Here is a 25795-nt window from a genome sequence, read left to right on the forward strand (position 1 = left end):
CGCATCTTCGGCTGAATCGGTCAGCGACATGACGTCCTCGTGATCCGCGATCCGTAACGACGGCTGTGTTCTGTAAGTCGCCGAAAATCGATAATTTTTCAGATCCAGGGGTTGTGCTGGCGGCATTCTCACGGCGCGCGGCGGCCGGGTTCGAGACTGTTTTCCTGGCTGGGGAAGCCGGCACAGTTTGCGACGGCCCATGCAAAAATGGCTCCCTGTGTCCGAAGAGCAGGGAGCCATTTTTTTATTCTTGCGCGGTCGCGGCGACTATTCGCCGAAGGTGCGCTGCCACCAACCGCGGCGCGGACCCTCGGTCTTGGGGGCTTCCTCGGCCTCGGCTTCAACCTTGGTCGGGGTTTCCTCGCTTGCAGGCTTGATCGCCGCGGCTTCGGGGGCAGCCTCGGCGGCGACCTCATCTGCGACGGGCTCGACCTTCTTGCGACGCGGGGCGCGCTTGGGCTTGGGCTTTTCTTCGGCCGCTTCGGTCGTGGCAGCCGCGTCTTCTGCGACGGGCTCGACCTTCTTGCGACGCGGGGCGCGCTTGGGCTTGGGCTTTTCCTCGGCCGCTTCGGTCGTGGCAGCCGCGTCTTCTGCGGCGGGCTCGACCTTCTTGCGACGCGGGGCACGCTTGGGCTTGGGCTTTTCCTCGGCTTCCACTTCGGCAGTCGCAGCCTCGGCCGGAGCTTCCGCAGCCGGTTCGAGGGCGGCTTCCTCGGCGGCAGGCTCAACCTTCTTGCGGCGCGTGCGCGTGCGCTTCGGCTTGGGAGCGGGTTCTTCCTCGGCCAAGACTTCCGCAACCTCGAGCGGCTCGGGCGCCATTTCAGCGGCGACGGCGGCTTCGGGTTCCGGAGCCGGTTCAGGTGCGCTCACGGCAGGCTCGGAAGGGGTTTCGGGTTCAGCTTCGGGCGCGGGGCTCTCGTCCGAAGAGCCTTCGTCACCTTCGTTGCCAAAGCCTTCGCCCTCGGCATTACGACGACCGCGGCGGCGGCGACCGCCACGGCGACGGCGCTTGCGCGGAGCCTCCGCTTCGTCGTCATGTTCGTCGCTGGCTTCGGCGCCGCTGGCTTCGGCACTTTCGCTGTCCTCGTCAGCCTCGGCCTGGGCTTCGCCCGCATCCTGGCCGTCCTCGCGGCGCTCACGACCACCACGACCACGGCGGCGCTTGCGACGCTTGCGGCGCGAACCGCCTTCGTCCTCGTCGTTCGAACCGGCTTCCTCGGCCTCGAAGGTCTCGTCTTCCTCGTCCTCGTAGAGGCCGTCGTCCTCGACCTCGGCCGCGATCGGGTCGAAGCGGGGTACGAAGTCGTTGCGCGGGCCGGACGAGGCAACGCGCATCTTGGCGCCCTCGTTCTCACCTTCGGGGATGACTTCCACGGTCACGCCGTAGCGTTCCTCGATGTCTGCGAGGTCCGCGCGCTTGGCGTTGAGCATGTAGACGGCCGCTTCGGTGCTGGCGAAGAGCGAGACGATCACGCCCTTGCCCTTGGCCGCTTCGTCCTCGATCAGGCGCAGGGCCGAAAGGCCGGCCGAACTGGCGGTACGCACGAGGCCGGTGCCGTCGCAATGCGGGCACGAGCGGGTGGTCGCCTCGAGCACGCCGGTGCGCAGGCGCTGGCGGCTCATCTCCATGAGGCCGAAGCTCGAGATACGACCGACCTGGATGCGGGCGCGGTCGTTTTTGAGCGCGTCCTTCATGGCCTTCTCGACCTTGCGGACGTTCGAGCCGTATTCCATGTCGATGAAATCGATCACGACGAGGCCGGCCATGTCACGCAGGCGCAGTTGGCGGGCGATCTCGCGCGCGGCTTCAAGGTTGGTGGCAACCGCCGTCTGCTCGATGCCGTGTTCCTTGGTGGCGCGGCCCGAGTTGATGTCGATCGAGACCAGCGCCTCGGTCGGGTTGATGACGATGTAGCCACCCGACTTCAGCTGCACAACCGGGTCGTACATCGCCGTCAACTGGTCCTCGGCACCGTAGCGCTGGAACAGCGGCACGGGGTCGGAGTAGGGTCTAACCCGGCGCGCGTGGCTGGGCATCAGGAGCTTCATGAAGTCCTTGGCCGCGCGGTAGCCTTCCTCGCCCTCGACGACGACTTCCTCGATCTCGCGGTTGTAGATGTCGCGGATGGCGCGCTTCACCAGATCGCTGTCCGAGTGGATCAGTGAGGGCGCCGCCGAGTGCAGCGTCTTTTCACGCAGTTCGTCCCAGAGGCGGGCAAGGTAGTCGAAGTCGCGCTTGATTTCGGTCTTGGTGCGCTGAAGGCCGGCCGTGCGCACGATGCAGCCCATCGAACGCGGCAGGTTCATCTCTGCGATGATCGATTTCAGGCGTTTGCGGTCCGAGGCCGAGCTGATCTTGCGGCTGATGCCGCCGCCGTGGCTCGAATTGGGCATGAGCACGCAGTAGCGACCGGCAAGGCTGAGGTAGGTGGTGAGAGCTGCGCCCTTGTTGCCACGTTCTTCCTTGACGACCTGCACGAGCAGGACCTGACGACGGTGGATGACGTCCTGGATCTTGTAGCGGCGACGCAGTGCCAGGCGCTTCGAGCGCAGCTCTTCCGCTTCCTTCGAGCGGGCCTTGCCCTGGCGGCGGCCACGACCACGACCACGGCGCGAGCGGCCCTGGTTCTCGTCTTCGCTGTCTTCGCTGTCTTCGCTGTCCTCGAAGCCCCTCTCGACGTTGCCGTCCTCGATCGTGGCGACGTCGTCCTTCTCGGAGGTGTCGACCTCGGTCAGGCCACCGTCATCGAAGTCCTCCCCGTCGGTGTCGTTCTCTTCGTCCTCGTCCTCATCGTCCACTTCGCTTGCGCGCAGGGCCGCTTCTTCCTCCGCGTGCGCGGCTTCCTCGGCGAGGAGCGCGTCGCGGTCTTCCTTGGGGATCTGGTAGTAGTCCGGATGGATTTCGCTGAAGGCAAGGAAGCCGTGACGGTTGCCACCGAAATCGACGAAGGCGGCCTGGAGCGAAGGCTCCACGCGCGTCACCTTCGCGAGGTAGATGTTACCTTTTATCTGCTTGCGTTCGGTCGATTCGAAATCGAACTCTTCAATGCGATTTCCCTTGAGTACCGCCACCCGCGTTTCTTCCGGGTGGCGCGCATCGATGAGCATGCGCGTTGCCATTGGTAAGTCTCCGGACGCGCTGCCTTCCGGCCGGATCAGCCAGTGGCGCGCGTCGATTGTCGTGAAGGCCGCAGGAGGACGGGAGGGCGCCGTAAGGACGGGAGGCCTCTGCTCCGTAGCGGACCGGATTGTAGATGGGGTCGGAGCAATCCATCGCTCCGAGTGTCGTATCAAATTCCACTGCCGGTGCGGCAGCGATTGCGTCTGCGAGCGGAAGTTCGCGTGGCGAAACCCAACACGCCGAAAGTTGCGGCCACGCCGCCACAGCCCCGAAGGGCTTGGGCTGGCAAGGCGGCAATTGGCTTCTCATCTCTCGCATCAACCTGTTGGAGCCGGGCCGGAAAGCGGCCGGTTCAATTCTCTCCGCGCAGGCTTTCGGCCCTGATGGCAGATTGCAAGTCCTTTTCAGGAAGATAACTTGCCAACCTGTCCGGGGTGAACAGTCGCGGATTTGAACTGCCTAGCACTACACGTAAGCCACGGCAAGTTGCTTGGTGAGGCATGCCGTCCCAAGTGGTTCAAACATCGCCGCCGCGGCGGGTACACTCGCTGAATTGCGCCGTCTTCCAGGGTGATCCGTAAAGATGGGCGCAAGAGGATTGCGGGGCTTGCGGTGAGGCCTTAACGAGGCACCGATTATGGTGCGCCTGGTCCAGATATTCCTGCTGTTGCTGGCTCCGCTTGCGCTGCTTGGCTGCGTTTTCGTGATTAACCGCACGTTCGCACAGGCCAGCGGGGGGCGCGAATACGTCGTGCGCATGAAGCTGCCGGAGATCGGCATGCCGGCCGATCTGCCGCCGGTCGAAGGGCCGCGCGATGCTCGCCAGCCACTGGTCGTGATCGATGCCGGGCACGGCGGGTTCGATCCGGGTGCTGTCCATGGCCGGGTCAAGGAGAAGCAGATCGCCCTGCATATTGCGCGCGCGATCCGGGCCGACCTACTCGCCCACGGTGATGTCCGGGTTGCTCTGACGCGTGATGCCGACCGCTTCATCGCGCTTGCCGATCGCCCCGATATAGCCCGGCGCTTGGGGGCCGACCTGTTCCTTTCGATCCACGCCGATAGCGCACAGAGCGACCTCGCGCGCGGCGCCAGCGCGTATGTCCTTTCGGAAAAGGGGAGCAGCGAAGCTGCACGCAGATTTGCGGCCAGCGCTGCCGAGAGCGATGCCGCGAGTGCGCGCCGTGTGAACGGTATCGTCCTCGATGCCGCGAATGATGCGGTGGGGGCGATCCTGCTCGACCTCTCACAGCGCGGCGCGCAGGAAGCCTCCGCGCAAGTTGCCTCCTTCCTTATCGAGGAGCTCTCCGATGCAGATGTGCGTCTTCACCGGCATCACGTCGAAACCGCTGCGCTCGCCGTCCTGAAAGCGCCGGACATGCCCTCGGTCCTGTTCGAGACCGGATATATCAACAATGCCAAGGATGCCGCTTTCCTCCAGTCGCGCGAGGGGCGGGGCGTGGTTGCAGGCGCGGCGGCGCGCGCAATCCGGCGCTATTTCGCGCGGCGCGCCGATTTCCAGTAGGCGCGAGGGGAGGTCATCCCTGGCGGATGTGGTGGCGTTGATATGTGTCTCGCTTCGCCGTGTTATCCGCGACTTGCCCGATCTCCTGCTGGCCTTGCGCAAAAAGGGCGTGCTAGAGGGCTTGCACGATGACCGACACGAGCTCTGACACCGGCCCCGGCGCGGCCCAGGATACGCCGGAAGACGCAAGCACCAGCCCCCGCCGCGAACGTGGCCAGGGTCGAATCGCACGGATCTGGCGATCAAGCCGGATCCTGCGCGGATTTGTGTACCTGTGTGTGGCCGGGATCATCGGCCTGATTGGTTTGTGGGTCGTGCTCATGCGCGACATGCCAGATGCCAAGTCGCTGCTTGCCTACCAACCGCCGCTGCCGACCATGGTGCGCGATATCAATGGCGATATTGCCTATAGCTATGCGCGCGAACGCCGCGTGCAGCTGCGCTATGTCGATTTGCCACGCCCGCTGGTCAACGCATTCCTTTCAGCCGAGGACCGCACGTTTTGGTCGCATGGCGGCGTCGATATCGGGGGGTTTGCGGGGGCCGTGGTCGACTATGTCTCCAAGTACGGTTCGGGTCAGCGCGCCAAGGGTGGCTCGACGATCACCCAGCAGGTCGCCAAGAACATCTTGATTGGCGATGAGTATTCGGTGACCCGCAAGCTGAAGGAGATGGTTCTCGCGTATCGCATCGAGGGGGTGCTTTCGAAGGAGCAGATCCTCGAGCTCTATCTCAACGAGATCCCGCTTGGCCGCCGCTCGTTCGGTGTCCAGGCCGCCGCACGCGCCTATTTTGACAAGGACGTGGACGAGTTGAAGCTGAGCGAAGCCGCCTTTCTCGCCATCCTGCCCCGCGCGCCCGAGGTCTACGGGCGCAAGAAGCACGAAGCCCGCGCGCTTGAACGTCGCAACTGGGTGCTCGATCAGATGGTGCGCAACGAATGGGTCAGCGAAGCGGATGCCGCCCAGGCAAAGGCGCAGCCGCTCGGTCTCGTTACGCAGCGCGGCCCCGACTACGATCCCGCCAACGGCTACTTCATCGAGGAAGTGCGCCGCCGCCTGATCGACCGCTATGGTGAAAAAGCCGAGGATGGCCCCAACAGTGTCTATGCAGGCGGTCTGTGGGTGCGCACCTCGCTCGATCCCGAGCTGCAGGGCGCGGTACGCGCCGCGCTGCGCAAGGGGCTTCTGAACTACCACGGCCGTCGTGGCTGGGCGGGGCCGATCGCGCACATCAACGACATGGAGAACTGGCAGACCCAGCTCATCGTCTCGAACAAGACCATCGACTACCAGGACTGGCGCGTCGGGGTTGTGCTCGATGCCGCGAACGGGGAAGGGCGCATCGGCTTTTCCGATGGCGAGATCGCCGCGCTCACGAATGTCCCGGACCGCGCCAAGGTCGGAGATTTCCTCGCTGCGGCCCCGGTCTCGGCCGGGACCTACGCGGTACGCACCGTGCCCGAGGTCTCGGGCGGCATGGTCATGGAGCAGCCCTATTCGGGCCGTCTTCTGGCCCTCCAGGGCGGCTTTGATTCCGGTTTGGGCTCGTTCAACCGCGCGGTCCAGGCCGAGCGCCAGCCCGGTTCGACGATCAAGCCCTTCGTCTATGCGACCGGACTCGACAACGGCATGACGCCCGCGACGCAGGTGCTCGACGGCACTTTCTGTGTCTACCAGGGCGGCAACCTTGGGCAGAAGTGCTTCCGCAACTTCGGCAACGAGGGCGGTGCCGGTTCGCGCACCATGCGCTGGGGGCTCGAACAGTCGCGCAACCTGATGACCGTGCGTATCGCCAATGACATTGGCATGGGCAAGGTGGTCAAGACCTTCAAGACCATGGGTATCGGCGAGTACAAGCCCTACCTCTCCTTTGCGCTTGGCGCAGGCGAGACGACTGTGGCGCGCATGGCCAACGCCTACTCCGCGCTCGCCAACAACGGCGTGCAGTATGACGCCTCGGTCATCGACTACGTGCAGGATCGCAGTGGCAAGGTCATCTGGAAGGCCGACAAGCGCAACTGCGATGGCTGCAACATGGCCGAATGGGATGGCAAGCCGATGCCGCGCATTGCGCGCCGTGGCAAGCAGGTGATGAACGCGGACACCGCCTACCAGACCATCCACATGCTCGAAGGTGTTGTCACGCGCGGTACCGCGGTGCGTCTGCGCAGCTTGAACCTGCCGCTTTTCGGCAAGACCGGCACCACCAACGGTCCGACCGACGTGTGGTTTATGGGCGGCTCGCAGGACTACGTGGGCGGTGTCTACGTGGGCTACGACAATCCCCGCTCGCTGGGGGGCTATGCCCAGGGTGGGCGGATTGCCGCACCGATCTTCAGGGATGTGATCGAGGCCACGCGCGCGCGCTGGAGCGACCGGCCCTTCGTCGCGCCGTCGGGCGTGCGCATGGTGCGCATCGACCGCGTGACTGGCAAGCAGGTCATGGGCGTGGAGCCTTCGGACGAACCCAAGGCTTCCGTCATCTGGGAAGCCTTCAAGCCCGACACCGAACCGCGCCAGTACACCGCCGAGGACGAGTTTACCAAGCGGCGCGATGCGTTGATTGCCGAGATCGATGGCGCGCGCAAGGCGCGGGCGGCGGCGGCGAAAGCTGCCCAGGGCGTGGCCGAAAACTTCGCCGAGGAGCAGGGCGGCATCTACTGATCAGAGCCAGCGGGGAAATCCTGGCGGACTTTGGGCGAAGTGAAAGGGCACCGGGTTCCCCGGGCCTAGCGCGTCGTTCAGGGATATGCCTGCGAGGTCATATGTGTGTGTAAATTGCACATACAATTCAATCCCAAGTATTATTACTTGTTATTAAGCCTTCATGGGCACTGTCCCCGGGGATTCCGAACGGGGGTTGGTTGCAGATGTCGCAGGTTACACCGCGCAGTCTCACGTTACGCTATGTCGTGGCGCTGGGACTGATCGCACTCCTCAGCATCGTTTCGCACTTCGTCCTGACCGAGACGTTGCGGGCGAACGAAGGCGGCGCAGCGATCATCAACATGAGCGGGCGTCAGCGTATGCTTTCGCAGCGCATCAGCGCACTTGCGGATGATCTCCACCGGGGCGATGAGGAGGTACGCGAACCCCTCGTGACGGCTGTGCGCCAATTTGCCGATGCGCATCGCGTACTGGCCGGCCTCGCTTCGAGGCAGGAAGGTGCCACGGTTGCCGAGCGTCGTTTGTACGACATCTATTACGGACCTGGCGAAATAGACCGCCTCGCTCGGCGTTTTCTGGATGCGGCCGAGGCGGAGGTCGCCCTTCCGCAGGAAGGTCATGGACCCGCGGCCGCCGACGAGATCGGGAACCTGCGCAATCTGTCGATTCTCTCGCGCGGACCCTTGCTCGCCGGTCTTGAGGAGGTGGTCGCGATCCACCAGTCGGTCAGCGAGGTGCGCGCCCAGCAGATGGAGCGAATCCAGTGGGGGATCCTTGCGATCGTGCTTCTGACCCTGGCGTTCGAGGTTCTCTTTATCTTTCGGCCGATGGTGCGGCGCATTTCCGAGTACGTGGGCCAACTCCTGGATCTGGCCGACCACGACTATCTTACCGGAGTGCTCAATCGCCGGGCGTTCACCGCGCTGGCCGAGGCCGAAATCCAGCGCGCGCGTCGCCACGACCGGCCGATGTCGCTGCTCCTCCTGGACGTTGATCGCTTCAAGCAGGTCAACGATTTCCATGGCCACCTTGCGGGTGACGAGGTGCTCTGCGGGGTTGCCCAGATTCTCGACATGCAGGGGCGCCGTGAAGACTTGGTCGGGCGAATTGGAGGTGAGGAATTCGCCATCCTGCTTCCCGAGACGTCCCTCGCGGGCGCCATCGATGTGGCTGACCGAGTACGCGAGACCGTGGCAGGAGAGCCGTTCATGGCTGCTGGCAAGGCGCTCAGCATCACGTTGAGTGTCGGTGTGACGGAAGTGGACAGGACCTCGCCCTGCGGGGTTGTGACCGCCATGGCACGGGCGGATCAGATGCTCTATCATGCGAAGAGCGCAGGCCGGAACTGTGTGCGTCCCTTCCGGGGCTCGATCCTGCCGATCCGCAATGCCGCCAAGCGCTCGGAGCCTGTCCTCGCCGATTCCCGGGTTCTCGGGGCCTCAGGCGAGGGCATCGGCTAGTTCAGGTTTTGGCTATCGCCACGCTGTCACCCGCCTTCCATTGCCGGATCGTCAGGTAGGGGCCCTGCAGGGCAGCGCGCACAAGCGGACCAAAGCCCAGCATCGTACCATCCTCCCCCTGTGCTGCGGGAAGAAGGCGGACCTGCTCCAGAGCAAGTCGCAGGCCCGAAGGGGTAAGCGATGGCGCGCGTGCAAGCGCGTGGGCAACCAAGCGAGCCAGATCGTGATCGCGGGCCATCGCGGCATGGTGGGCGCTGGCATCGGGAAATTCGTCCTTAAGCGCCCTGAAGTGCGGATTGCGCTCGGTTGCAAATGACAGGTGCAGCCAACCCTCGAGATCTTCGGGGCTTGCAGGGGCGTGTGGCGTCGTGGCGTTTCGGGCCGCGAGGAGATTTAGCAGGCAGATACCGTCATAGCCCGACTGGCCAATCGCATCGCACAGTTCGCGTGGCGGCGCTGATCGCCCCAGATAGATTAGGGCATCAGGGCGCGCCTCATCTTCGTTAAGAGCCCAGACAAGAGTATCCGGAACTTCGTCCGCTCCGGCCAGCGTTGGTAAAGCTATGCTCGCGCTCGCAGCCAGGCCTGCGATCGCAGCCTCTTCCTGGAATGCCTTGGCCAGACGTTCCCCCAGGCGGGACGTCTCGTAGACGACCACCGGGCGAGCGCATCCACTGGCGATCAGGTGCCGGACAAGCCGCGCGGCCTCTTCGACGGCACCGCCTGACTGGAGCTGGAATGTATGGCGCGTGCGCGCATGCTCGTCGTGGGAGCAAATCACGGCGGGAACGCGCCGATCTTCGTAGACGCGCGCAGCGACAACGGCGTTGTCGCTGACAAAGGGCCCCACGATCAGGGCCACGCCATCATCGATCAGGCGATGGCAGGCTTCCTCGACCGCGGCTCCGGTGCCGCCGGGCAGGCCCAGCGCATAGGCGTGCACGATCTCCACTTCGGGGAGTGCGCAGCCGGTGCTGCGCAGCGCCGCGATTTCGCGATCAAGCCAGAAGGCGATGTCGCGGTAGGCGGGCGAATCGTCGTTCTCGTCCACCCGCAGGTCCGCTGCGTCGTTGAGCACTCCGATCCTGATCCTGTCGGTCATTCCCGATCCCCTTTGTCTGGCGGGGCCGGAGGAGCCGGGGCCGCATCGCCTTGGGGGAGGAAATGGTTCGACGCACAAAAGGCTGCACGAGCCTGTGCGCTTTTGCCGTCAGGTCTCCAAGGGGCAGGAGCAGGAAGGTCGCGCTCAGCGCCGGGGCGCCAGAATGCAGCGCATCGCGCCGGCCTCAGGCTCGGGGCCGGGGGCCGTTTCTTCGAGGAAACCCGCACTGATGCGCGTAAAGCGGCGGTTGCGGAAGACGCCGCCCGTCATCACCACCTCGGAACCTGTATGCAGGTAGCTTCCGCGCACGCCTTTGGCGAGATAGCTGGACGCATTGACGATGGTGAAGTCGTATTCGGGAACTGGCTCGCCGATCAGGCCCCCCGCATCGCCGGGCAGTTCGCAGGCATAGCGCCCCATCTTGAGCGTGCCAATCTTGCCCCCCGGAACCGGCGGCGGTTCCGGGCTGTCGGCGCCCGCCGAACTGAGCGGCGCGGCAAGGGCCAGGGAAGTAGCAAGGCACAGGATCGCCGGCGAAAGGCGGCGGGAGAGGGCGGCTCGGTTCATGACAGCCGCGCTAGCACCGCAGCGAGGCAATTGCCATGCCCGTCTGCCTCGGCTAAGGGGCGCGGGATTTGCGAAACCCTGTGTCTCTCCTGTAGAGGTCCGGAACCGTTTCGCTCAGCTCTTTCCCATCGAAGGCAGGTTTCCATGAAGATCAGCGGCGTCGACATTCGTCCCGGCAACATTCTCGAATACGAAAAGGGCATCTGGAAGGTGGCCAAGACGCAGCATACCCAGCCCGGCAAGGGTGGTGCGTACATGCAGGTCGAGATGAAGAACCTCGTCGATGGCCGCAAGACCAATGTGCGCTTCCGCAGCGCCGACACCATCGAGAAGGTGCGTCTCGACACCAAGGACTTCCAGTACCTCTACGCCGAGGGCGACATGCTGGTGTTCATGGACACCGAGACCTACGACCAGATCCAGCTTCCCGCCGATCTTCTCGGCGATGCCGCGGCTTTCCTCCAGGACGGCATGCAGGTCGCCCTTGAGCTGTGGGAAGAACGCCCGATCTCGGTGCAACTGCCCGAGCAGGTCGAGGCGGTCATTGTCGAGGCCGACGCCGTGGTGAAGGGGCAGACCGCCTCGTCGAGCTACAAGCCGGCTGTCCTCGACAACGGCGTTCGCGTGATGGTGCCGCCGCACATCGAAAGCGGTACGCGCATCGTCGTTGACGTTTATGAAAAGGCCTACGTGCGAAAGGCGGACTGATCATGAAGCTGCGTTCCAACTTCCACAAGCTGGCGCTCGGCGCTGCCCTGTCCTTCCTGGCCCTGCCGGTCGGCGTGGCAGCGCAGGACGCCGCTCCGGCCCAGCCCAAGGCCGAGGACGTGCAGAACGCGCTCCTCTATCTCAACGTGATGGTCTCTGCCGTGCGCTCCGAGCAGGTAGAGGAGCCGGTCAAGAATGCGCTGGTGGGCTGTCTCTACAACAACTCGCTGGGCAAGATCGGCACGTCGGTGGATGGCCTTATCGCCAAGAATGCCGACAAGGTTCACCGTGACAAGCCCGGCGAGTTGCTGCAAGCCATTGCCCTGGTTTGCGGCTATCAGCCCGAAGGCACGAGCGCGGGCAACGGGCGCTGACCACCCGATCGTTCGGGTGAGGTCGGCGCGTTTGAAAATTGATGTGCCGGCCCGGCCGGCAGTAGGAGCAGAGTAAAGGTTATGGCCGCAATTTCCGGTCTCATCCGCGTCATGGAAAAGGCCGCCCGCAAGGCTGGTGGCCGACTTCGCCGTGACTTCGGTGAAGTCGAACATCTCCAGGTCTCGCGCAAGGGGCCGTCCGACTTCGTCTCCAAGGCTGACCAGGCCGCCGAGCGCACCATCTGGGACGAACTGCGCGCAGCCCGTCCGGACTGGGGTTTCCTGTTCGAGGAAGGCGGCTCGATCGAGGGCGATCCCGACAAGCCGCGCTTCATCGTCGATCCCCTCGACGGCACCACGAACTTCCTTCACGGTATTCCGCACTTCGCGATCTCGATCGCGGTGCAGGAACCGCGCCTTGACGGCAACAAGTCGATCAATGGCGGCTGGGGTGAGGTGACCGCAGGGCTGATCTATCAGCCGATCACCGACGAGAGCTTCTGGGCCGAAAAGAGCCGGGGCGCCTGGCTCCACGATGCGCGTCTGCGCGTCTCCTCGCGTCGCCACCTCGATGAGAGCGTGATCGCGACGGGCATTCCCTTTCAGAGGCATGGCAACGTAGCGGAATGGTCGCGCATTTATCAGGCGCTTGCACCGCAGGTGGCCGGCATCCGTCGCTTCGGTTCGGCCGCGCTTGATCTCGCCTGGGTCGCGGCGGGCCGTTACGAGGGATTCTGGGAAGCCGATCTGAAGCCCTGGGACACGGCAGCAGGCTGCCTTCTCGTGCGCGAGGCTGGCGGTTTCGTATCGGACTGGAAGGGCCGCTCGCTTCCCTATTGCGACAACCAGATCCTGGCAGGCAACGACGTGCTGCATTCGCGCATTCACAAGATCCTCGCGAACTCGCTCAAGGGCTGAGCCCCGCGCATGATCCGGATCGGGAAAGGGCGGCTTTAGCCGCCCTTTTTCGTGTTGGCACATGGATTTTTCGGATGTGCCAACGCATTGGAAAAGTAGCCTTACTATCTCTTTTTAGGGTGTATTTGCAGGCTTTGCCCGGTCGTGCGGGGAACTGTTCTGTTCCCGACGCTGTTTCTATGTGGTACTTACGTAGCGCTGGTCCGGGGAGATGGAATGGCGATCAGGAACGTCCTTTGCTTGGGTCTTGGTCTCGGGGCATGTGTCCCGGCCGCCGCTGTTCATGCAGGAGAGCCTGTCGCGAAGGGAGTGGTTCCGCTGGCGCTCGCCGCCTCTTCGGCACGCGCCCTGTCGCCGGACGCAGGTCTCGACTTTCGTGGATTTACCCTTTCCGCAAAGCCCTTCAATACTCGAGGGCGTAGCGAGCGTGTCGCACTTGGCCCGGCTCCCGAAGCGGACACCGAAAAGATCAAGCTGCGCTGGCAGTACGCGGCCGGTGAGGATGGGCCGCGTTTCGAGATCGGTTCGTTCGGATCGCGCAAGGGGGCGATGAAGCGCCAATTGCTCCACGTCGCACTCGATTGGGAATTCTGATAAAAGACCTGCACCGGTGCAAATGTCCGTCTCGGTGGGTATTCGCACATTGGCCTCTTGAATGCGCCGATAGCTGCCGCTAAGCGTCTGGCCTTCATCCCGTGCCCCTGTGGCGGAATGGTAGACGCGAACGACTCAAAATCGTTTGTCGAAAGACGTGCCCGTTCGAGTCGGGCCAGGGGCACCATGCCGCCACGCGCTGTGGCTCGGCTCTCTTCCATGATGGTATGAGCACTTGCCTTTTACAGGGCATTCCATAGCCTTGCACGCATGGGACATCTTGACATGCTTCGCTTGGCCCTGGCCGCCGGAACGGCGCTGGGCTTTACCTCCTCACCTGTGGCGGCGCAGGGGGACAACGCGGTCGCGCAGGCGATTTCGTCCGATATGCCTGCGCTCATGGAGATCTACCGAGATCTGCATGCGCACCCGGAGCTCTCGATGCAGGAGACGCGCAGCGCCGGGATCATGGGCCGCGCCGCGCGTGAGGCCGGGTTCGAAGTGACCGAGGGCGTGGGCGGCACGGGCATCGTCGCTGTCATGCGCAACGGCGAAGGTCCCACGGTCCTCATCCGCGCCGACATGGACGGCCTTCCCGTGACCGAGCAGACCGGCCTTCCTTTCGCTTCGAAGATGAAGGGCGTGTCCACTGCCGGGGTGGAAAGCGGCATCATGCACGCCTGCGGCCATGACACCCACATGACCGCCTGGATCGAGACGGCGCGGCTGCTCTCGGCCCGGCGCGAGGCATGGTCGGGCACGCTGGTTATGGTCGGCCAGCCTGCCGAGGAAATGGGGACCGGTGCCCGGGCGATGCTGGCGGACGGTCTTTATTCACGCTTTCCCAAGCCGGACTATGCGTTGGCCTTTCACGATTCGGCAGGTATGGAAGCGGGCAAGGTCGGTGCGGCCGTGGGCTGGGCACTGGCGAATGTCGACAGCGTGGACATTCTTGTCAAGGGGCGCGGTGGGCACGGGGCCTATCCCCACACCACGATCGACCCGATCGTGCTGGCCAGTTCGATCGTCATGAAGCTGCAAACCCTCGCGTCCCGTGAGATCGATCCCAAGGAGTCGGTCGTGGTGACTGTCGGCTCGTTCCACGCAGGCACCAAGCACAATGTCATTTCCTCCAGCGCCAAGCTGGAGCTGACTGTGCGCAGCTACTCGGATGAAACGCGAGCCAAGCTGCTGGAGGGTATCCAGCGGATTGCGCGCGGCGAAGCGCTTGCCGCCGGCGTTCCCGAAGAGGACCTGCCCGAGGTGAGCTGGAAGGAGCTCTATACCCGTGCGACCTGGAACTCGCCGGAATTTACGGAAGAAACGCTGGGGCGGCTCCAGGCGAAGATGGGGGCCGACAACGTCGGCGAACTTTCGTCCGTGATGGGTGGGGAGGATTTTGGCGAATACCGCCGCGCCGATGAGGAGAACATCAAGTCGATCATCTTCTGGGTCGGCGGTGTGCCAGAGGCTGCCTACAAGGCTGCGCAGGACGGCGGCCCGCCCTTACCCTCGCTCCACAGTGCGTTCTGGGCGCCCGAAGCGGACAAGGTCATTGGCTCGGGCGCGGAGACGTTGACGCTCACCGCGCTTGATATCCTGGGCAAGAAGTAGGCGCGCCTGTGGCTCTTGTTCGGTCAGCCAGCGGGCTGGCCGGATGAGGGCAGGGCGCCTATCGCTCGCAGATCATCGGGGCCAAGGCGGATGGCAGGCAAGTCGCCGCGTTCCTCTTCGTTTAGGGCCAGCCATTCTTCGAGGGTCATACCCGCTGGGAGATTGGCTGGAGACGCGGTCTGCGCGAGGGGGGATGTGGGCAGGAGGTCCGGGCCTGGTTCGTAGCCGGGCTCATGGCGCACCTCATGGGCCCGGGCATAAGACATCTCGCCCGATGGGATGGGGCGCCGCACCGGATCCGGGCTGAACTGTCCGGCCGTATCGCGCCGGGGGCGTATCGTGATGAGGTTCTTGGCCGCGCCTTTGGCGGCCTTGCCGATCGCATCCTCTGCGTCGGCCTCATGCGCAGCCGCGGCGGCGAGCGCCGCCTTGCTACGCTCGCCGTCGGCAAACACGGCCAGTAAGCCCGTGGCGACGAGCGTAATGGCCGCGAAGTGTACCGACATCTGCTTGAGCGAGAGTTTGCCGGCTGATGCGCGGCTGGTGCGAATTCCTGTCATGGCAGGGCGGCATTTACCGTGAGGCGCGTAACACCATGGTTTCCTCTCGTGGTTAGCATATGGTTTATGGCTGATCCGGGAAAAGCGCCGGGTGCCTTCGCGGGCGCTGTGTATCGCTGTAAAATACGTCGACATCTCGCACGTGTCATAGGTCTGAATGCGCCCTGATCCGGGATTTGCGGCCTTGCGTCCAGCAGGCAGGCGGGTAGTGGTGTGTTAGTTTTACCGACAGTTTACGCCTTGAGGTTAAGCTGAGGTCACAAGTGTTAACGTGCGCAAGGATAGCGACCCGAGGCGATGGTTCGGCTTTTCAAACACTACATCCCCTACGCGGTGATCCTGCTGTGTATCGTCGACTTCGCCTTGCTCGTACTGGCGAACGAGCTGTCCTGGCGCTTGCGGGCGCTGCAGATTGGTATGGACATGGGCTCGCTCCTGGCGCGTATGGCCGCACACGGCGCTTTCGGGGCCGTGATGATCCTCGCGATGGTTTCGGTCGGCGTCTACGCGTCGGAGGCGCTTCGTTCCATGCGATTTGCTGCCGCGCGCCTGCTCGTCGCGGTCTCGCTGGGCGTGATTGCGCTGGCCTTCGTCGATTTTGTTGTCGCCGCCGAGCAGTTCTGGCGCTCCACCCTTGTCTATTCGATGGGCCTGGCAATCGTGCTGTTGATGGGCAACCGGCTCTTCTTCCACGCCGCCTTCGGATCGGCCGTGTTCCGGCGCCGCGTCCTGGTGCTGGGTTCGGGCGCGCGTGCGCGGCGCATTGAAGGACTCTCCAAGCGTCCGGAAAGCGGCTTCGCTGTCGTCGGTTTCGTCGATATGAACGAGGGGCCTCCGTTCGTGGAGGGGGCGATCCCGCGCGGCGAGATCGAGAACCTCACCCGCTTTGTCGAAAACCTGGGGATCAGCGAGGTTGTGCTGGCGCTGCAGGAGCGGCGCAACGCGATGCCGGTCAAGGACCTGCTGCGGATCAAGACCGCTGGCGTCCACGTCAACGATTTCTCCAGCCTTGTCGAGCGCGAGACCGGCCGGATTGATCTCGACACGGTTAATCCCAGCTGGCTGATCTTTTCGGATGGCTTTTCGTCGGGGCGGGCCGTTTCCGGCGCGGTCAAACGTCTCTTCGACATCGTTGCAAGTTCGTGCGTCCTGCTCCTGACCGGCCCGGTGGTCCTTGTCTTCGCGCTTCTCGTCAAACTCGACAGCAAGGGGCCGGCCTTCTACCGCCAGGCCCGTGTCGGCCTGTTCGGTGTTCCTTTCGATGTCATCAAATTGCGTTCGATGCGCAGCGATGCAGAAGTGGCGGGGGCGCAATGGGCGACCAAGGACGATCCCCGCATCACACGGCTTGGCCGGTTTCTGCGCAAGCTGCGGATCGATGAACTGCCGCAGGCATGGACGGTCCTCAAAGGGGAGATGAGCTTCGTCGGGCCCCGCCCGGAGCGACCCGAGTTCGTGGCCGATCTGGAAGCGCACATTCCCTTTTTTGCCGAGCGCCATATGGTCAAACCCGGAATTACCGGGTGGGCGCAAATCAACTATCCTTATGGCGCGTCGGTCGAAGATTCACGTAACAAGCTGGAATACGATCTTTATTACGCGAAGAATTACACGCCCTTCCTCGACCTCCTGATCCTGTTGCAGACCTTGCGGGTCGTGATCTGGAGCGAGGGAGCTCGATGATGGCCTGGAACAGCCCCGATATCTGGACGACGATGACGATCGCGCTGGACCTGACGGGCGCCATTGCGACGGCGGCAGTCGGCCTCTCGCTGTGGCCACGGCGTCACCGGCTCGCCGGTGCGGGCGGCGCCGCGCTCTTCGCCCTGTTCCTGACCTCCTTGTGGAGCCTGTCGGTCGCGGCTGTCGCGGTGGGTACGGTGCCGCCGTTCCTGGCCTCGCTCTGCGAGACCGCGCGCAACATGGGGTGGCTTTATGTCGTCTTTCGCCTGTTCAGCGGCGATGGACGTGACACCTCGCTTGCACCGATCCGTCCCGTCGTCATGGCGCTGTGCTTTGTCGAGGTACTGCACCTGGGCATCGACTATGTCGTGATGACTTTGCCGCTGCCTCTCGAATTGCGAGGCCTCGCGTTTGAATTCAATGTCCTGTTTCGGCTCCTGGTGACGGTGGGCGGTCTGGTCCTGGTCCACAATCTCTACGCGGGCTGTTCGCACGATGCGCGCCCGGCACTTCGCTGGCCCACGATTGGCCTGGCCGTGCTGTGGGCGTTCGATCTCAATCTCTACACGATCTCGTACCTTGCCGGGGCCTGGCCGCGCGAAGTGGCGGCCCTGCGTGCAGTGGCGACGGTGATCCTGGCGATGTTCATCGGTCTGTCGGTCGCGGCCAACCGGGACGAACTGAAAATCCGTCCTTCACGTGCGGTCACATTCCAGACCTTCTCGCTGCTGGTGATCGGAGCTTATCTGGTGGGGATGGTCGCCGTAGCGCAGTGGCTGTCCTATGCGGGCGGCAACTTCGCGCGTCTGCTTGAACTTGCCTTTCTCACTCTGGCCAGCGCAATTGCGCTGGTGGTCCTGCCTTCGCGCAAGCTGCGCAGCTGGCTCAAGGTTACGCTGGCCAAGCACTTCTTCCAGCACCGCTACGATTACCGTGAGGAATGGCTGCGCTTTACCCGGACCATCGGCAGCGGGGGCGAGAATGCCGCGCCGCTGGGTGAACGCGTGGTCAAGTCGGTGGCGGACCTCTTCGAGAGCCCTTCCGGACTTCTCCTTGCACCCGGTGAGCAGGGCGAGATGACGCTTGCGGCGCGCTGGAACTGGCCCGAGATCGAAGTGCCGGGGGTCGCGATGTCGCTGCAGAGCCAGTCGTACCTTGAACGGACCGGCTATATTGTCGATCTCGACGAGATGCGCGGCCGCAGCGCAGCCCCGGAGGTGCACAGGGCATTCGAGATCCCGGAATGGCTCCGTACGGATGCGCGCAGTTGGGCGATCATTCCGCTCGTCCACTTCGAGCGCCTGGTCGGCCTTGTGGTGCTTGCCCGGCCGCAGTTCGCGCGCACCTTTGACTGGGAGGACCTCGATCTCCTGCGAGTCATCAGCCAGCAGGTGGCAAGCTACCTCGCGGAAAATGCCAGCCAGACTGCGCTGGCCGAGGCCAACCGGTTCGATGAATTCCATCGCCGCATCGCCTTCGTGATGCACGATATCAAGAACCTCGCGAGCCAGTTCAGCCTGCTCGCCCGCAACGCCGAATTGCACGCCGACAAGCCAGCTTTCCGCGCCGACATGCTGGTGACATTGCGCAATTCCTCGGAGAAGCTGAACGCGCTGATTGCCCGCCTCGGACGTTACGGCACTGGCGCGGTCGAGAAGCTGGAGAACATTCGCACCCGCGACATACTGGCCTCGGTCGGGACCAGTTTCCAGAACAGCGCGCAGTTCGTGGCGGTGGATTCGCCCGACCTGGAGATCACCGCCAATCGCCATTCGCTTGAACAGGTGCTGGTCCATCTCGTCCAGAACGGGATCGATGCAAGCACCCCGCACAGCCCGGTCTTCCTTTCGGTCGTTGCCGATGGTCTCCATGCCCGTTTCGAGGTGCTCGATTCCGGCTGTGGCATGTCTGCCGAGTTTGTGCGCAACGGTCTGTTCAAGCCTTTCGTGTCAACCAAAAGCGGAGGCTTCGGGATCGGCGCGTACGAGGCGCGTGAACTGGTGCGTGCGATGCGCGGCCGGCTCGACGTGGAATCGCGCGAGGGGTTGGGTTCGCGCTTCGTCGTGCGGATCCCGCTTAGCGAGGCGACCAATCTCTATCAGAACCTCACGAAGCATGATCAGAAAGTCGCGTGATGAGTGATACTGCCGCAAAGTCGCTGCCCAAGCTCCTCATTGTCGAGGACGATGCCGGTCTCCAGGCGCAGCTCAAGTGGGCCTACGAGGACTTCGAGGTCATCGTTGCCGGTGACCGTCCCTCGGCGCTTGCCCTCCTGCGCGCCGAGGCGCCCGACGTGGTGACGCTCGACCTGGGGCTGCCGCCCGATCCCGATGGCACGAGCGAGGGGTTCGCCGTTCTCGACGAGATCATGGCGCTCAAGCCCGACACCAAGGTGGTCGTCGCCAGCGGCCATGGCGCACGCGAAAGCGCTCTCATGGCCATCGCGCGCGGGGCGTACGATTTCTACCAGAAGCCCGTCGACATCGATGCGCTGGGTCTTATCGTCCGCCGTGCGCTCCAGCTCCACAGGCTGGAGGAAGAGAACCGCCGCCTGTCCTCCAAGGTTGAGAAGGAGGAAAAGGTTCTGGGGCGGATGATTACCGCCGCACCCGAGATGCTCAAGGTCGCGCGCACCATCGAACGCGTCGCCAACACCAATGTCTCGGTCATGCTGCTGGGGGCGAGTGGGACCGGCAAGGAACTGCTTGCGCGCGGTCTGCACGATGCGAGCGACCGTGCACGCGGCGAGTTCGTCGCCATCAACTGCGCCGCGATCCCCGAGAACCTCCTGGAAAGCGAGCTGTTCGGGCACGAGAAGGGCGCCTTCACCGGCGCGGTCAAGACGACGCCGGGCAAGATCGAGCAGGCAGGGGGCGGGACTCTGTTCCTCGACGAGGTAGGCGACATCCAGCTCCAGCTCCAGGTCAAGCTGCTGCGCTTCCTGCAGGAGCGCGTGATCGAGCGGGTCGGCTCGCGCGAATCGATTCCGGTTGACACGCGGATCGTGTGCGCCACCCACCAGGATCTCGATGCGATGATCGCCGATGGCCGCTTCCGCGAGGATCTGTACTATCGCCTGGCCGAGATCGTCGTGCGCATTCCCAGCCTGGCCGAGCGCCCCGGCGATGCAACGCTGCTCGCCAAGACGTTTCTCGCGCGCTACGCGGTCGAGATGAATCCCAAGGTACGCGGCTTTGCCAGCGATGCTCTGGCCGCGATCGACGCCTGGCCGTGGCAAGGCAACGTGCGCGAGCTGGAGAACCGGGTGAAGCGCGCGGTGATCATGGCCGACGAGAAGCTCGTCTCGGCCAGCGACCTCGACCTCGCCGATCCCGACGAGCAGGTTATCAATGCGCTCAACCTCAAGACCGCGCGCGAGCAGGCCGACCGAAAGGTGATCCGCCATGCCCTGGCGCGCAGCGAAGGCAATATCTCCAGCACGGCCAAGATGCTCGGGATCAGCCGTCCCACGCTCTATGATCTTCTCAAGCAATACGACCTGCAGCCCTGATGCGCCGATGACAGTGGGAAGAGTGCCGTGGGGGCGTGCCGCGCTGGTTTCGGTGCTGCTGGCGCTGTCTCCGCTACCCGGCAGCGGAGAGGGGCGCGGGCAGGAGCCGGTAGCCCCGTCCGCCCTCATCGGCGAGGCGCGCGCGGCGCTTACGCGCGGAGATGGCATCGCGGCCGAAATGAAACTGCGCGCCGCGCTTGGCAAAGGGGCAGCGCGCGGTGAGGTCGCGGCCTGGATGGGCGAGGCCTACCTCGCGCAAGGGCAGCTCGCCAAGGCGCGGACATGGTTGAAGGAGGGCGGGTTTGCCCCCGACAGCGCCGCGCGCGGCTGGCGCGCGCTGGCCCGCCTGGAACAACTTTCGGGCCACTACGAGGCCGGACACATGGCCTTCATGAAGGCACGCGCGCTAACCCCGGACGACCCGGAGCTATGGGTCGAGATGGGGAGGCTGGATTACGTGCGCGGGGCCCACATGGACGCCATCGCTGCGGCGGACCATGCGCTCGAACTGGGACCGCACAACGCCCGGGCCTTGCAGTTCAAGGGGCAGCTTGTGCGCGATCGCTATGGTCTTGCCGGCGCCTTGCCGTGGTTCGAGAAGGGCATCATGGCTGCGCCTTCGGATGCTTCGCTCCTGCTCGACTACGCGGCCACGCTGGGCGACCTGGGACGCGCCGGGCAGGCGGTAACGGTCACGCGGCGCGTGCTTGAACTGATGCCCGGAAATCCGCAGGCCTATTACCTTCAGGCGGTGATTGCCGCGCGCGCTGGAAATTTCGAGTTGGCCCGCAGCCTGCTTGCGGAGACGGAAGGCCAGCTCGATGCGGTGCCCGGTGTCCAACAGCTTCGCGGCATGGCCGAACTCGCGCTCGGCAATCCGCAGACCGCGATCGAGGCCTTCGAGGCGGTGCTGCGCCAGCGGCCCGACAGTCGCCGCACCAAGGAGCTGCTGGCCCGCGCGATCTATGAGGCCGGGCAGGTCCGTTTTGCAACGATGCGTTTCGGGCCGGATATTGCCCGCGACGAGGCTTCGCCCTACCTGCTTATCCAGGTCGCCCGGGCTTACGAGGTTCTGGGAAATCGCCAGAAGGCTGGCGAACTGCTGGATCGCGCCGCGCGCCCGGCACAGGCGCAGCTGCGTGTCGTCGGGCGGGGCGGGCCAATCGGTCGGCTGCTGGCCGAAGGGCAGGGGCGTGCGGCCGAACAGGCCGCCGAGGCGATGCGCCGCGAGAGACCCGGGTTCTTCGACAGTCAGGCGCTCGCCGGCGATGTCCAGCTGGCACTCGGCAATCCCGCTGCCGCGCAGGAGCGCTATACCCTTGCGACAAGGGTGCGCATGCCCCCCGGCCTGTTCCGCCGCCGCGTGGAGGCTTTTCTTCTCGCAGGCGATCTCAAGGGCGCGCAAGGCCTGGTGCAGGGCTATCTCGATCAGAATCCGCAGAGCCGCGTTGCCCTGCGCGCAGCGGCCGGGCTGGCGATGGCCAGCGGGGACTATCTGCGCGCGCACTCGATCCTGACCTGGCTGCGCGACAACGGCAGTGCGCGTGATGTGCGCCTGCTCTGCGACCTGGCCCTCGTCGAGACGGGGCTGGGCAACATGCAGGAGGCGCGCGAGGCTGCACAGGCGGCCTACCGCCTCCAGCGCTCCAGCCCGGACGCCGCGCAGGCGCTCGGCTTTGCGCTGGCCACCTCGGAGGAGGCACCCGGCACCGCCCGCGCGCTTCTCGCCAAGGCGCGTAGCATGATCGGAGAGACCCCGCTCATCGCCGAAGGCGAAGCGCTGCTGGACGACGCGCCGAATGCCGGGTGAGGGGCGTTCAGTCCTTCCGGGGCTGGTAGGTCTGCTCGGGTCCGGGAAAACTGCGCGCGCGCACTTCGCCCGCGTAAGTTGCCGCAGCGGTCTCGATCTCCTGGGCAAGGTTGGCATAGCGCTTCACGAAGCGGGGCACGCGCTCGAACAGGCCACACATGTCCTCGGTGACGAGCACCTGCCCGTCGCACTGCGCCGAGCCGCCGATGCCGATGGTCGGACAGGCAATCGCCTTGGTGGCGGCAATCGCGATGGGCTCGACCACGCCCTCGATCACGACCGCGAAGGCCCCGGCCGCGTCGAGCGCCCTGGCATCTGCCACGATCTTCTGTGCCTCGGCGTCCGAGCGCCCGCGCGCATTGTAGCCCCCCAGCACGTTCACCGCCTGGGGGGTGAGGCCGACGTGGCCCATAACCGGGATGCCGCGCTGCGTCAGGAAGGCGACGGTTTCGGCCATGGCCTCACCGCCCTCCAGCTTGACCGCGGCGCAACCGGTCTCCTTCAGCAGGCGGGCCGCGTTGGCAAAGGCCTGCTCGGGCGACTGCTCGTAGGTGCCAAAGGGCATGTCGACGACAACCGCGGCGTGGTAGCTGCCGCGCACGACGGCGGCGCCATGGTTGATCATCATCTCCAGCGTGACGGGCACACTGGAGGACAAGCCGTAGATCACCTGGCCTAGGCTGTCGCCCACGAGCAGGAGGTCGCAGTGAGCATCGAGAAGCTGCGCCTGGCGTGCGGTGTACGCGGTGAGCATGACGATGGGCTCTGTCGTGACGCCATCATCCTTGCGGGCGCGGATGGCCGGGATCGTCAGCCGCTTCATCGGCGCGGGCGTGGGATGGGCACGGCTGGTCGCCGTGTCGAGTTGGAACGTCGTGGACATGGCCTCTCCTTTGGTGTGCCCGTTATGTGCTGCGCCTCCTAGCGGGAGGTGAAACTTGGGGCAAATGGCATGTTTTGCGCGGATTCCTGTTTAAAGGCGGTCCATATGCCGTTTGCAGCTATTGCCTTGCGCGCGCCTTGGACTAGCTTGCGCCCATCAGCGAATTCAGGGATCCACGCATGTTTGGACGCGTCAAGCCGCTCGACGCCATTTTGGCGACGGCGGAAAAGAAATCACTACATCGGTCGCTCGGGGCCATCCAACTGACGCTTCTGGGCGTCGGCGCGATCATTGGCACCGGTATCTTCGTTCTCACGTCCGAGGCCGCGCAGAAGGCGGGGCCGGGCATGATGTGGGCCTTCGTTATCGCCGCTGTCGTTTGCGGCGTGGCGGCCCTGTGCTACTCCGAGATCGCCTCGATGGTGCCGGTTTCGGGCTCGGCCTACACCTATACCTACGCGGTCATGGGCGAACTGCTGGCCTGGATGGTGGGCTGGGCGCTCATCCTTGAATATGCGGTTGCCGCCAGCGCCGTTTCGGTCGGCTGGTCGGGTTACTTCGTGGGCCTGCTCAACAGTTGGGGCATCACGTTGCCTCATGCGATCTCGGTCGGGCCCTATGCGGGCGGTATCGTGAACCTGCCCGCGCTCCTGATCGCGCTGCTGGTGACGGCACTGCTGATGGTCGGCACCACCGAGAGCGCGCGCGTCAACGCCGTGCTCGTGGCGATCAAGGTGACCGCGCTTACCGTCTTCATCGTCCTCACGCTGCCCGTCATCAAGGGTGAGAACTTCGAACCCTTCATGCCCAACGGCTGGTTCGGCAACGGCCAGGGCGCGGGCCTCGGCGCGGTGGGCGCGGCGGCCTCGATTTTCTTCGCCTATGTTGGCTTCGATGCGGTCTCAACCGCCGCCGAGGAGACCAAGAACCCCCAGAAAAACGTGCCCATCGGCCTGATCGGCAGCCTGGCGATCTGTACCGTTTTCTACCTGCTGGTTGCCGCAGGCGCAATCGGCGCGATCGGTGCGCAGCCGGTTTCGGGGCCCAACGGAGAGATTCTGGCGCCCGGCACCTCGATGCTGGCCGACCAGTGCAAGAGCCTTGTCGCCGCCGGCACCGAGCCGCTCGTCTGCTCGCGCGAGGCGCTGGCGCACGTGCTGCGCGCGGTGGGTTGGGAGCGCGTGGGCGACCTCATCGGCGTGGCCGCCTTCTTGGCGCTGCCCTCGGTCATCCTGATCATGCTCTTTGGCCAGACCCGCATCTTCTTCGTGATGGCGCGCGACGGCCTTCTCCCCGAGAAGCTGGCCTCGATCCACCCCAAGTGGAAGACCCCGCACATCGTGACTATGATCACCGGCGTTGCGGTCTCGTTCTTTGCCGCGTTCCTGCCGGTGGGCCAGTTGGCCGACATCTCGAACTCGGGCACGCTGTTCGCCTTCTTCATGGTGGCGCTGGCCGTGCTGATCCTGCGCCGCACCCAGCCCGACCGTCCGCGTCCGTTCCGCACACCGCTGGTGTGGGTGGTCGCCCCGCTGGCGGCCGCTGGCTGCTTCGGCCTGTTTCTCAACCTGCCGTTTGAATCGAAGATGGTTCTGCCGGTCTGGGGCGGCATCGGGCTCATCGTCTACTTCGCCTACGGCTACCGCAAGAGCCACGTCGGACGCGGCCTCGTCGAGGTGCATGAGAGCGACGCCGACGCGCCGCCGCAGCCGGTTCCGCCGATCGACTGAGCCTGCGCATCAGGCTTCGAAACAGGAAAGGGGGGCGTCTCGGGGCCCCCTTTTTTCGTGCGGGGACGGAAATCGCGGTGACGATATCCTCAGTGCGCGCACAGGTTGTCCACATAAATCTCCACATCCTTGCGCACAGCAAGGCGATTGCAAACGCACCTCGGTGAGAACATAATAAGAACATTGTTCTTGTAACGGTGTTCTGCCATGACTTCGCATCCGTCCCTTTCCCTGCCGACCGCCGCCGAGCTTGGCGCCACCCGTCTTGGCGAGCAGCAGGGCGCGCGATGGGCGCCGGGACAGGCAGGGGAAACTACCGCGCACGGTGAGATATTCGCCTCGGGCGATGAGGGCGCGGGCGCCGCGCTGGCCCTTGCCCTTGCGCTTGATCGCCAGCAGGCCCGTGCGCCCGATCCGCTGGCCGACACGCCCGATATGCGCATGTGGCTCTGGGTGCAGGACCGCAAGGCCCTGGCCCGCAGCGGACGCCCTTACCGTGCCGGGCTTCCCGAGAGCTTGCGCGACCGTCTGATCCACGTTGCGGTGAAGAGCCCGGAGGATGCGCTCTTCGCGCTTGAGGAAGGGCTGCGCTGCCGCGACCTTGCCTTCGTTATCGGCGAGATTTCGGGCAACCCGCGTGCGCTCGACATGACCGCCTCGCGCCGTCTTGGTCTTGCCGCGGAGCGCCACGGCGTGCCGTTCTGGCTCGTACGGCTCGATGCCCGGCGCGATCTTTCCTCGGCGCGGATGCGCTGGGAAGTCGCCTCCGCACCCTCTCTTGCGCCGCGTTGGAATGTGCAGGCGCCCGGCGCGCCCAGTTGGCAGGCGCAGCTCTTTCGCGCGCGGCGCCATCCTCCGGGCCAGTGGCTTTTGCGCGGGGATGGACGGCTGGTGGCCGAAACCGGCGGTGCGGCTCCCGAACTGCAGAACACCCTGGCGCATGCCAAGGAAGGCGGCGGGGCCTGA

19 protein-coding genes and 1 tRNA gene are annotated in these 25795 nt (G+C 64.7%); 15 read left to right on the forward strand and 5 right to left on the reverse strand.

All coding sequences use genetic code 11. The features are described 5' to 3' along the window. Positions 1 to 267: 267 nt before the first annotated feature. Positions 268 to 3120, reverse strand: coding sequence for a ribonuclease E/G (locus FMM79_RS05315; protein ID WP_148626502.1), 2853 nt, complete (start codon positions 3118 to 3120; stop codon positions 268 to 270). A gap of 638 nt (positions 3121 to 3758) precedes the next feature. On the opposite strand from FMM79_RS05315, the gene FMM79_RS05320 reads away from it, so the two are divergent. The 3 genes from FMM79_RS05320 to FMM79_RS05330 all read left to right on the forward strand — a co-directional run bounded on the left by FMM79_RS05320 (position 3759) and on the right by FMM79_RS05330 (position 8775). Further along, the gene (locus FMM79_RS05320) at positions 3759 to 4646 is read left to right on the forward strand and encodes an N-acetylmuramoyl-L-alanine amidase (RefSeq protein ID WP_148626503.1); all 888 of its coding nucleotides are present in this window, start codon (positions 3759 to 3761) and stop codon (positions 4644 to 4646) included. Positions 4647 to 4774: 128 nt separating this feature from the next. Beyond that, positions 4775 to 7312: a penicillin-binding protein 1A gene (locus tag FMM79_RS05325; RefSeq protein WP_148626504.1), complete on the forward strand. Its 2538-nt coding sequence runs from the start codon at positions 4775 to 4777 to the stop codon at positions 7310 to 7312. 206 nt (positions 7313 to 7518) lie between these two features. Then, positions 7519 to 8775: a diguanylate cyclase gene (locus FMM79_RS05330; protein ID WP_148626505.1), complete on the forward strand. Its 1257-nt coding sequence runs from the start codon at positions 7519 to 7521 to the stop codon at positions 8773 to 8775. A 1-nt stretch (position 8776) separates the two neighbouring features. On the opposite strand, the gene FMM79_RS05335 is transcribed toward FMM79_RS05330, so the two are convergent. Further along, positions 8777 to 9877 carry an ABC transporter substrate-binding protein gene (locus FMM79_RS05335; RefSeq protein ID WP_148626506.1) on the reverse strand — a complete coding sequence of 367 codons (1101 nt, stop codon included), beginning with the start codon at positions 9875 to 9877 and terminating at the stop codon, positions 8777 to 8779. 144 nt (positions 9878 to 10021) lie between these two features. Continuing rightward, entirely contained in the window at positions 10022 to 10444 is a 423-nt protein-coding gene (locus FMM79_RS21585; RefSeq protein ID WP_205466504.1) for a hypothetical protein, read from the reverse strand. Positions 10445 to 10588: 144 nt separating this feature from the next. Here FMM79_RS21585 and efp point away from each other — a divergent pair, with 144 nt between their 5' ends. The 6 genes from efp to FMM79_RS05370 all read left to right on the forward strand — a co-directional run bounded on the left by efp (position 10589) and on the right by FMM79_RS05370 (position 14652). Further along, positions 10589 to 11152 carry an elongation factor P gene (gene efp / locus FMM79_RS05345; RefSeq protein WP_148626507.1) on the forward strand — a complete coding sequence of 188 codons (564 nt, stop codon included), beginning with the start codon at positions 10589 to 10591 and terminating at the stop codon, positions 11150 to 11152. A 2-nt stretch (positions 11153 to 11154) separates the two neighbouring features. After that, the gene (locus tag FMM79_RS05350; protein ID WP_148626508.1) at positions 11155 to 11526 is read left to right on the forward strand and encodes a hypothetical protein; all 372 of its coding nucleotides are present in this window, start codon (positions 11155 to 11157) and stop codon (positions 11524 to 11526) included. 81 nt (positions 11527 to 11607) lie between these two features. Next, the gene (locus FMM79_RS05355) at positions 11608 to 12444 is read left to right on the forward strand and encodes an inositol monophosphatase family protein (protein ID WP_148626509.1); all 837 of its coding nucleotides are present in this window, start codon (positions 11608 to 11610) and stop codon (positions 12442 to 12444) included. A gap of 240 nt (positions 12445 to 12684) precedes the next feature. After that, complete coding sequence (locus FMM79_RS05360) at positions 12685 to 13038, forward strand: hypothetical protein (RefSeq protein WP_148626510.1); 354 nt, start codon at positions 12685 to 12687, stop codon at positions 13036 to 13038. 103 nt (positions 13039 to 13141) lie between these two features. Beyond that, positions 13142 to 13225 (forward strand) — tRNA-Leu (locus tag FMM79_RS05365). 98 nt (positions 13226 to 13323) lie between these two features. Then, positions 13324 to 14652 carry an amidohydrolase gene (locus FMM79_RS05370; protein WP_148626511.1) on the forward strand — a complete coding sequence of 443 codons (1329 nt, stop codon included), beginning with the start codon at positions 13324 to 13326 and terminating at the stop codon, positions 14650 to 14652. 23 nt (positions 14653 to 14675) lie between these two features. On the opposite strand, the gene FMM79_RS05375 is transcribed toward FMM79_RS05370, so the two are convergent. Next, positions 14676 to 15212, reverse strand: a complete 537-nt coding sequence (locus FMM79_RS05375; RefSeq protein WP_148626512.1) for a hypothetical protein — start codon at positions 15210 to 15212, stop codon at positions 14676 to 14678. A 297-nt stretch (positions 15213 to 15509) separates the two neighbouring features. On the opposite strand from FMM79_RS05375, the gene FMM79_RS05380 reads away from it, so the two are divergent. Genes FMM79_RS05380 through FMM79_RS05395 form a run of 4 tightly spaced genes read left to right on the forward strand, consistent with a single transcriptional unit; the run spans position 15510 to position 22216 of the window. Continuing rightward, positions 15510 to 16895, forward strand: a complete 1386-nt coding sequence (locus FMM79_RS05380) for a TIGR03013 family XrtA/PEP-CTERM system glycosyltransferase (RefSeq protein WP_148626513.1) — start codon at positions 15510 to 15512, stop codon at positions 16893 to 16895. After that, the gene (prsK, locus tag FMM79_RS05385; protein WP_148626788.1) at positions 16895 to 19030 is read left to right on the forward strand and encodes an XrtA/PEP-CTERM system histidine kinase PrsK; all 2136 of its coding nucleotides are present in this window, start codon (positions 16895 to 16897) and stop codon (positions 19028 to 19030) included. Before FMM79_RS05380 ends, prsK begins: the two co-directional genes overlap by 1 nt. Continuing rightward, positions 19030 to 20406 (forward strand): PEP-CTERM-box response regulator transcription factor, encoded by a 1377-nt coding sequence (prsR, locus tag FMM79_RS05390; protein ID WP_148626514.1) that lies wholly within the window; start codon positions 19030 to 19032, stop codon positions 20404 to 20406. Before prsK ends, prsR begins: the two co-directional genes overlap by 1 nt. A 7-nt stretch (positions 20407 to 20413) precedes the next feature. After that, positions 20414 to 22216: a tetratricopeptide repeat protein gene (locus tag FMM79_RS05395; RefSeq protein WP_148626515.1), complete on the forward strand. Its 1803-nt coding sequence runs from the start codon at positions 20414 to 20416 to the stop codon at positions 22214 to 22216. A gap of 7 nt (positions 22217 to 22223) precedes the next feature. On the opposite strand, the gene panB is transcribed toward FMM79_RS05395, so the two are convergent. Beyond that, on the reverse strand, positions 22224 to 23099 hold the full coding sequence (gene panB / locus FMM79_RS05400; protein ID WP_148626516.1) for a 3-methyl-2-oxobutanoate hydroxymethyltransferase: 876 nt from the start codon (positions 23097 to 23099) through the stop codon (positions 22224 to 22226). A 179-nt stretch (positions 23100 to 23278) separates the two neighbouring features. Here panB and FMM79_RS05405 point away from each other — a divergent pair, with 179 nt between their 5' ends. Both FMM79_RS05405 and FMM79_RS21820 read left to right on the forward strand, forming a co-directional pair. Next, entirely contained in the window at positions 23279 to 24829 is a 1551-nt protein-coding gene (locus tag FMM79_RS05405; RefSeq protein WP_148626517.1) for an amino acid permease, read from the forward strand. Positions 24830 to 25036: 207 nt separating this feature from the next. Then, positions 25037 to 25795 carry a hypothetical protein gene (locus FMM79_RS21820; RefSeq protein WP_240339000.1) on the forward strand — a complete coding sequence of 253 codons (759 nt, stop codon included), beginning with the start codon at positions 25037 to 25039 and terminating at the stop codon, positions 25793 to 25795.

This window comes from Novosphingobium sp. BW1 (assembly GCF_008107685.1).
Classification (GTDB): domain Bacteria; phylum Pseudomonadota; class Alphaproteobacteria; order Sphingomonadales; family Sphingomonadaceae; genus Novosphingobium.

Coding starts and splice junctions, on each gene's coding strand:
- FMM79_RS21820 (WP_240339000.1), top strand. CDS start 25,037: ATGACTTCGCATCCGTCCCTTTCCCTGCCGACCGCCGCCGAGCTTGGC.
- prsR (WP_148626514.1), top strand. CDS start 19,030: ATGAGTGATACTGCCGCAAAGTCGCTGCCCAAGCTCCTCATTGTCGAG.
- FMM79_RS05370 (WP_148626511.1), top strand. CDS start 13,324: ATGCTTCGCTTGGCCCTGGCCGCCGGAACGGCGCTGGGCTTTACCTCC.
- prsK (WP_148626788.1), top strand. CDS start 16,895: ATGGCCTGGAACAGCCCCGATATCTGGACGACGATGACGATCGCGCTG.
- FMM79_RS05380 (WP_148626513.1), top strand. CDS start 15,510: ATGGTTCGGCTTTTCAAACACTACATCCCCTACGCGGTGATCCTGCTG.
- panB (WP_148626516.1), bottom strand. CDS start 23,099: ATGTCCACGACGTTCCAACTCGACACGGCGACCAGCCGTGCCCATCCC.
- FMM79_RS05320 (WP_148626503.1), top strand. CDS start 3,759: ATGGTGCGCCTGGTCCAGATATTCCTGCTGTTGCTGGCTCCGCTTGCG.
- FMM79_RS05395 (WP_148626515.1), top strand. CDS start 20,414: ATGACAGTGGGAAGAGTGCCGTGGGGGCGTGCCGCGCTGGTTTCGGTG.
- FMM79_RS05330 (WP_148626505.1), top strand. CDS start 7,519: ATGTCGCAGGTTACACCGCGCAGTCTCACGTTACGCTATGTCGTGGCG.
- FMM79_RS05355 (WP_148626509.1), top strand. CDS start 11,608: ATGGCCGCAATTTCCGGTCTCATCCGCGTCATGGAAAAGGCCGCCCGC.
- FMM79_RS05335 (WP_148626506.1), bottom strand. CDS start 9,877: ATGACCGACAGGATCAGGATCGGAGTGCTCAACGACGCAGCGGACCTG.
- FMM79_RS05350 (WP_148626508.1), top strand. CDS start 11,155: ATGAAGCTGCGTTCCAACTTCCACAAGCTGGCGCTCGGCGCTGCCCTG.
- FMM79_RS05405 (WP_148626517.1), top strand. CDS start 23,279: ATGTTTGGACGCGTCAAGCCGCTCGACGCCATTTTGGCGACGGCGGAA.
- efp (WP_148626507.1), top strand. CDS start 10,589: ATGAAGATCAGCGGCGTCGACATTCGTCCCGGCAACATTCTCGAATAC.
- FMM79_RS05325 (WP_148626504.1), top strand. CDS start 4,775: ATGACCGACACGAGCTCTGACACCGGCCCCGGCGCGGCCCAGGATACG.
- FMM79_RS05315 (WP_148626502.1), bottom strand. CDS start 3,120: ATGGCAACGCGCATGCTCATCGATGCGCGCCACCCGGAAGAAACGCGG.
- FMM79_RS05375 (WP_148626512.1), bottom strand. CDS start 15,212: ATGACAGGAATTCGCACCAGCCGCGCATCAGCCGGCAAACTCTCGCTC.
- FMM79_RS21585 (WP_205466504.1), bottom strand. CDS start 10,444: ATGAACCGAGCCGCCCTCTCCCGCCGCCTTTCGCCGGCGATCCTGTGC.